A 5,733-nucleotide genomic window follows, 5' to 3' on the forward strand; every position below is an offset into this window, starting at 1 on the left:
GCACATCGCGGGGCGGTGCGTTTGCGCGCGTGCCGGGCACGGGGACGGTGACCGGGGCGAGCGCCGCGAAGATCGCGCAGCGCATTGCCGCCGATGCTTTTGCCGCGTCCCGGGTCATTCCGGGTGACCAGGCACCGCATCCGCTTGCCGCCGCCAAGGTGGCCGCGTCAGCGGCCCGCGTGCACCTCAATGCCGAGGAACTGCGCGCACGCGAGGCTGAGCTGAGTGAGGCGATTTCCGAGGCTACGCGGGAGAAGAACCGGGTTGAGGCCCGTCGTGCTCGCTTGATCGCGGAACTCGCCGACCTGAACGAGGAGCGCTTTACGCGGGAGACCGCGGAGGACGCCGCACGGGTGCTCGCTTCGACGGGGCAGGTCATCGAGCAAACCGTGACCGGCGAGGACCGGGCGCAGCGGATGGGCCAGCTTGCCGAAGAGGTCGCGTTCGCCGTCACCGTGGGGAAGCCCACGGGTGCGCGGCTCTTGAACGACGCTCTTGCGGTCGCCGAGGATCTGCCCCACGTGTGGGATGCCTTCTCGTCCGGCGCGCTCGATCAGGCCCGCGTATCCGCGATCGTGCGGGTCACCGCTGATGCTCCGCCCGTGGCCCGCTCAATTTTGGACGAGCAGCTTGCCGAGGTTGCCCCGACGCTGACCCCGGCGAAGCTGTTACGCGTGGCCGAGGACCTAAGGAACCGGGTGGACCCCGTATCTCCCGAGGCGAGGCACGCGGATGCGTTCCAGCGCCGCGGTGCCTGGAACGAGCCCGCCCGCAACGGCATGATGGAGCTCACGATCCGGCACTCCGCCGTGGAACTCACCGCGGCATACGACCGAAGCGACGCCCTCGCGAAACAGCTCGCGATCATGGAGAAACAGGACCACCAGGACCGCGTGGACGCGTTGAAGGACGCGCACACGGGTACCGAGGAGGAGCTTGCCGAGGCCCTTGCCGCGCTCCCGCTCCCCCGCGGCATCGCGCAGCTCCGCGCCGACGTGCTCGTGGACCTGATCTCGCTCGGCGAGATCGACACGGAAGCGCCAGCCGAGGGAGACACGGCCCCCCAGGCCAGCACCGCCCCACCCCGCGGGGTGCGCGGGCAGGTCCTCGTGACCGTGCCCACCCGCATCCTCGCCGGGCTCACCGACGACCTCGGCCCCGAGGCCACCGCCGAGGCGATCCTCGGCAAAGAATTCGCCCAGCTGGACGGCTACGGCGTCCTCGACGATGAGACCGCGGAGCGGGTCGCCTTCGGCATCGGCTCCTTCCGGGCCCTGTTCACCGACGACCGGGGCGCGATCCTCAACGTCGGCCGCGACAGTTACTCGCCGCCCAAAGCGCTTCGCAGATTCACCGAAATTCGGGACCAGCACTGTCGCTTTCCCGGGTGTGAACGGGCGGCGGTCCGGTGTGACCTGGATCACTCGGTGCCGTGGGATGCGGGCGGGGAGACCTGTCACGATAATCTCGCGTTTCTCTGCCGCACCCATCACACGATGAAGGGCCGCGGCGACCCGGGGACGACCGGGCCGGGCAAGACACACCGGGGCTGGACCCTGCTCGATAACGTGAACGGGGTGCTGGAGTGGGAGACCCTGAGCGGACGGCGTGCGACGACGCACCCTGAACGACCGTCGGGCGCGCCGGAGACCCCCTGAGGGGTCTGTTCCCGCGGCGAGGGGCCAGGGGCCAGGGCAGTCCATTCACCCCACCCCTCATCCCTTCGCCCGCCTGCGTGGCACACGCTCGGGCAGCGCGAGGGAAGCGCTCGCCTCACCGCTGGGGCGTCGGCCATAACCGCTGTCCGGCGGTGGGAACACAAAAGCGGCCAACCTCCCGAGGGAGATTGGCCGCTTGAGAACCGTGCTTAGGCGCCGAAGCTCTTGAAGCGCTGGTTGAACTTGTCGATGCGACCGGCGGAGTCCATGATGCGCTGCTTGCCGGTGTAGAACGGGTGCGACTCGGAGGAGACCTCAACGTCGATGACGGGGTAGGTCTCGCCGTCGAGCTCGATGGTCTTCTGGCTGGTCAGGGTGGACCGCGTCAGGAAGGTCGCACCAGATGCGAGGTCACGGAAGACAATCGCGTTGTACTCGGGGTGAATGGCGGTTTTCATCTGGGTTCCTTCGGTATCTGGGGAGGTGTGTCATCGGATCGATTCGGTGACACGAAGCTTTACGGCGCGAGCGCCAACACGTAAGTTTAGCAGAACTTTAGCGTGCGACGGCGGCAAAGCGCCCGTTGGCGCGTTGCAGGTCAACCTCGATGCCGAAAGTCTCTGCGAGCGCTTCGGCGGTGAGGGTCTCCTCGATGGGTCCGGCCGCGACAATCCGGCCCTCCTTGAGGAGCATGAGGTGCGTGAACCCGGGCGGAATCTCCTCGACGTGGTGCGTCACGAGCACCATCCCGGGCGAGCTCGGCGAGGAAGCGAATCCGCTCAGCAGCTGAATGAGGCGCTCGCGGGCGCCGAGGTCGAGGTTCGCCGTCGGCTCATCAAGCAGCAGCAGCTCCGGGTCCGTCATCACGGCGCGCGCGATCAGCACGCGCTTGCGCTCCCCGTCGCTCAGCGTCGCGAAGGCCTGCTCGGCGAGACCCAGGAGGTCCCACTCGGCGAGGATCCGGTCGGCCTGGCGCGTGTCCAGCTCGTCGTACTGCTCGTTCCAACGCCCCTCGACCGAGTAGGCGGCGGTCAAGACCACGTTGCGCACCGTCTCGTTGCCGGGAATGCGACGCGCCTGCGCCGAGGAGGCAAAGCCGAGCCGGGTGCGCAGATCGAAGACGTTCACGCCGCCGAGGCGCTCCCCCAGCACGTGCACCGTGCCGCTCGTCGGGTAGTCGTGCCCGGTCGCGATTTTCATGAGGGTCGTCTTGCCCGCGCCGTTCGGTCCGAGGATCGCCCAGCGCTCGTCACTCGTCACCCGCCAGGAAACACCGTCGAGAATGGCGGCACCGTTGCGGACATAGGAAACGTCGGAAAAGTCGAGCACATTGACCATGTGGCCAGCCTAACGGAAAAGCCAGGTAGAATTGTCCGGTGCCGTGTCTCGGAAGACCCGAGACTCGGCCAGCCACATGTGCGAGCTTGAGAAGGGGCGCGACCGACAACTATGGGAACTAGCGACAGCGAACGAATGGTTGCCGTACCACCCCTCGTCATCCTCGATTGCGATTCAACCACGATCTTCGACGAGGTCATCGAACTGCTCGCCGAGACGGCGGGCACCCGAGAGCAGGTCGCCCGGGTCACCGAGCGCGCCATGCGCGGCGAGCTCGACTTCGCCGAGAGCCTGCGTGAGCGTGTCGCCACCCTCGCCGGGACCCCGGTGTCCGTCTTCGCCGAGACCTACCCGAAGATTCGCCCCATGACCGGCATCCACCGGCTCGTCGCCGCCGTGCACGAGCGCGGCGGCATCGTGGGCGTCGTCTCCGGCGGCTTCCACGAGCTGCTCGACCCGCTCGGGGCAGAGCTGGGCGTGGACATCTGGAAGGCGAACCGCCTCGAGGTCCTCGACGGCGCGCTCACCGGCCGCGTCTCCGGCCCCATCATCGACGCCCAGGCGAAGGCCGACACGCTTCGGCACTGGTCCGAGATGACCCGGATCCCCCTGGCCGCCTCGATCGCGATCGGCGACGGCGCGAACGACCTCGAAATGATGAAGGTCGCCGGGCTCTCCGTCGCCTTCAACGCGAAGCCGATCGTGCGCGAGTTCGCCGACGTCGTGATCGACGAGCTCGACCTGGCCCAGGTCATCCCGCTGCTCGACCGCGGGCGGCCCGCCTCCGCTTAGGGGAAGTTCCGAGGGATCGCCACCAGCACCGAGTCCCTGGGCGTCACCCCCACCTGGATCCTGAGCTCGCCCTCGGTGTCCTGCGGCATCCGGAACACGAGGGAACCGGCGATCTGCTCCGGCCACCCGGTTGGGGCGGTTCCCCGGACGGTGCGCGGATCGAGCACGATGCCCCCCGGAACATCAGCGAGCGTGATGAGCTCAATCCCACCGACGCCGTCCTCGCTCAGGTACTCGAACAGCATCATTTCGGCATGCTCCGGCGCGGTCTCCGGCGTGACCGGCTCGTCCCGGGTCGCCGTGAACGCGATCCGCAGGAAGCGGTTGTTGACCCCCGGCGCGGGCCGCTCGGGTTCCGCCGCGAGCAGTTCCTCGGTGACGTCCTCGCTCACCTCAGCAATTGCGAACGTCCAGCCGCCGGTCCGGATCGAATCGTCCACGGCATAGGGCTGCTGCCGCGACCCCGCCCCGGTCTGCCGGAACTCGTGCAGCGCGGAATCGGATTTCCACGAGCTCCCGCCGGTCAGCGCCGGTAACGGGGTGGTCCGGTCGCGGCTCAGCTCGCTGCTGATGATCGGCACGACCAGGCTCGCAACGAGAAACACCGCAACGGCGAGGAACCACCACCGGAGATGCTTCAGGTCACGAAGAATTGAGTCTGCCAGCGCGGTGAGGCGTTTTTCCTCCGCCTGCAGCGCGCTCGTGATCGCCGCATGTTCTTGTTCCTCTTCCGGTGTCAGCGGCTCGGCAGCGGAGTCGGCCGGGAGCTCAGTATCAGCATCGGCAGGGCGCGACACGTCCCAGTCGAGGAATCGCTGATCGGGGAGAAATCGGGCGTCCGGGGAGCCGGCGTCAGGGGCAGTGTCGCCCTGCCCGGCCCGCCCGGACGCGGGCACGGCTAGTGCCCCATCCCGAGCCCACCGTCGACGGGAATGACCGCCCCGGAGATGTACCCGGCGTCGTCACCCGCGAGCCAGGCGCAGACGCCCGCGATTTCCTCGGCCTGGCCGAAGCGTGCCGCGGGGATCGAGGCGAGGTACTGCTGCTGCTGCGCCTCGGGCAGCGCCGCCGTCATGTCGGTCTCGATGAAACCGGGGGCGACCACGTTCGCGGTGATGCCGCGGGAGCCCAGCTCACGCGTCAGCGATCGAGCGAAGCCGACGAGCGCCGCCTTCGAGGACGAGTAGTTGATCTGCCCGGGGCCGCCGTAGAGGCCCACAACGGAGGAGATCATGATGACGCGCCCGAAGCGCTGCTTCAGCAGCCCCTTCGCCGCACGCTTGACCACGCGGAAGGTGCCGTTCAGGTTCGTGTCGATGACACTCGTGAACTCCTCCTCGCTCATGCGCAGCAGCAGCGTGTCCTTCGTGATCCCCGCGTTCGCCACGAGCACCTCGACCGGGCCCAGCTCCGCCTCGATCTGCGTGAAGGCGGCGTCGATGCTCGCCGCGTCCGTGACATCGGCCTGCACGGTCAGCGAGCCAGCGGGGCCCTCCCCCGAGCGAGCCGTCACGGCGACCCGGTGCCCGTCCGCGATCATCCGCTCGGCGATCGCAAAACCGATCCCGCGATTGCCGCCGGTAATCAGCACGGTCCTGGGTGTCGTCATAGTGGTCCTTCCAAGTCAAACAGGGTTCCTCCCCAGCTTAGGCGTAGGCTTGAGGGGAACGGAGAAGGCGGACCAGGCATGGACAAGAATTACCGGGTCACCGGGGTCGGTGAGGCACCCTCCGTCGAGCGGTCCCACCGGATGCGCAACTACGCCATCACGATGGGCGTGCGCATGGCCTGCATCCTCGCCCTGCCCTTCGTGCGCGGCTGGGTCTGGGTCCTCATCCTGGCCATCGGCGCGGTGTTTTTGCCCTACTTTGCCGTGGTCGTCGCAAACGTGAAAACCGGCACCGTCAGCGGCGCGCCTGAGCAGGTCGGCCCCCTCGAACTCGGC

Annotated in this window: 7 protein-coding genes; 3 read left to right on the top strand and 4 right to left on the bottom strand. The window is 68.1% G+C overall.

What is annotated here, in order from left to right; translation table 11 throughout:
- The coding region (locus tag OOT08_RS00005; protein WP_325090548.1) for an HNH endonuclease signature motif containing protein at nt 1-1,658 on the top strand (1,658 nt) is incomplete at its 5' end.
- Between the two features lie 209 nt (nt 1,659-1,867).
- Here OOT08_RS00005 and OOT08_RS00010 read toward each other — a convergent pair.
- Both OOT08_RS00010 and OOT08_RS00015 read right to left on the bottom strand, forming a co-directional pair.
- On the bottom strand, nt 1,868-2,116 hold the full coding sequence (locus OOT08_RS00010) for a type B 50S ribosomal protein L31 (RefSeq protein WP_325090549.1): 249 nt from the start codon (nt 2,114-2,116) through the stop codon (nt 1,868-1,870).
- Nucleotides 2,117-2,213: 97 nt separating this feature from the next.
- Nucleotides 2,214-2,996: an ABC transporter ATP-binding protein gene (locus OOT08_RS00015; protein ID WP_325090551.1), complete on the bottom strand. Its 783-nt coding sequence runs from the start codon at nt 2,994-2,996 to the stop codon at nt 2,214-2,216.
- 111 nt (nt 2,997-3,107) lie between these two features.
- On the opposite strand from OOT08_RS00015, the gene serB reads away from it, so the two are divergent.
- Nucleotides 3,108-3,788, top strand: coding sequence for a phosphoserine phosphatase SerB (serB, locus tag OOT08_RS00020; protein WP_325090552.1), 681 nt, complete (start codon nt 3,108-3,110; stop codon nt 3,786-3,788).
- Here the strand turns inward: serB and OOT08_RS00025 are convergent.
- Complete coding sequence (locus OOT08_RS00025) at nt 3,785-4,585, bottom strand: hypothetical protein (RefSeq protein ID WP_325090554.1); 801 nt, start codon at nt 4,583-4,585, stop codon at nt 3,785-3,787. The two genes, serB and OOT08_RS00025, sit on opposite strands and share 4 nt — an antisense overlap.
- A 101-nt stretch (nt 4,586-4,686) precedes the next feature.
- Complete coding sequence (locus OOT08_RS00030) at nt 4,687-5,397, bottom strand: beta-ketoacyl-ACP reductase (protein ID WP_325090555.1); 711 nt, start codon at nt 5,395-5,397, stop codon at nt 4,687-4,689.
- Nucleotides 5,398-5,475: 78 nt separating this feature from the next.
- Between OOT08_RS00030 and OOT08_RS00035 the strand changes: the two genes are divergently transcribed.
- On the top strand, nt 5,476-5,733 hold a 258-nt coding region (locus tag OOT08_RS00035; protein ID WP_325090556.1), incomplete at its 3' end, for a DUF3099 domain-containing protein.

The sequence above is a fragment of the Leucobacter sp. M11 genome (assembly GCF_035726885.1).
Lineage (GTDB): Bacteria > Actinomycetota > Actinomycetes > Actinomycetales > Microbacteriaceae > JAPFRB01.